Below are 701 nucleotides of genomic sequence, written 5' to 3'. Positions count from 1 at the left end.
CCGCTGGTGCAGCGTGAATGCCTCAAGCGCGGGTTGATTCTCGAACTGGGCGGGCGACACGGCAGCGTCGTGCGTTTCCTGCCGCCGCTGGTGATTACTGCCGTAGAAATCGACCGTGTGGCCGAGATTTTTGGTCGCGCCCTGGCGGCGTCGGTCACCAGCCTCTAATTTTTTATCGGGCTGGCACGTTCCTTCTTACATCAGCTGTGCGTGGTGCGCAGCCAGCCTTACCCCGACGGAGAACAGCAATGACCTCAGTATTCGACCGCGAAGACATCCTGTTTCAGGTAGTGGTCAACCATGAAGAACAATATTCCATCTGGCCCGACTACAAGGCCGTGCCGGAAGGCTGGCGCACCGTGGGCAAGAGCGGGATGAAGAAAGAGTGCCTGGCCTACATCGAAGAAGTGTGGACCGACATGCGCCCGCTGAGCCTGCGCCAGAAGATGGATAGCCAGGCACTTGCCGGCTGACCCGGACCTCGGGCATAACACCGACTCAAATGTGGGAGCGGGNNCCGCTCCCACATTTACTGTGTTTCGCCGGTGAGAGGCGCGTTACAGCGCCTTGATCACCTGATCCACATTGCCTTCCAGTTCCGCCACCGGGTCGGCGCCATCGGTGCCCAGCACCAGCAACTTCGCCCCGCCCGCCGTGACCGCCGCCTGCACTGCATCGCTTGGCTTGCGGTGATGCAGCAC

At 61.2% G+C, this 701-nt stretch carries 1 protein-coding gene and 2 pseudogenes; 2 read left to right on the top strand and 1 reads right to left on the bottom strand.

All coding sequences use genetic code 11. The features are described from left to right. A pseudogene (locus tag HX846_RS25490) lies at positions 1–168 on the top strand (diaminobutyrate--2-oxoglutarate transaminase); the annotation flags it as partial. 80 nt (positions 169–248) lie between these two features. Next, positions 249–473 carry an MbtH family protein gene (locus HX846_RS25485; RefSeq protein ID WP_003209001.1) on the top strand — a complete coding sequence of 75 codons (225 nt, stop codon included), beginning with the start codon at positions 249–251 and terminating at the stop codon, positions 471–473. A gap of 84 nt (positions 474–557) precedes the next feature. Here the strand turns inward: HX846_RS25485 and HX846_RS39755 are convergent. Beyond that, positions 558–701 (bottom strand): annotated as a pseudogene (locus HX846_RS39755) (metal ABC transporter substrate-binding protein); the annotation flags it as partial.

Origin of the sequence: Pseudomonas sp. K5002 (assembly GCF_013386655.1) — a bacterium.
Lineage (GTDB): Bacteria > Pseudomonadota > Gammaproteobacteria > Pseudomonadales > Pseudomonadaceae > Aquipseudomonas.
The sequence above is the reverse complement of the archived record's forward strand: the minus strand, read 5'-3'. Positions and strand labels throughout refer to the sequence as shown.

Bases quoted from the DNA above. Each gene is read 5' to 3' on its own strand.
- HX846_RS25485 (WP_003209001.1), top strand. From the start codon at position 249: ATGACCTCAGTATTCGACCGCGAAGACATCCTGTTTCAGGTAGTGGTC.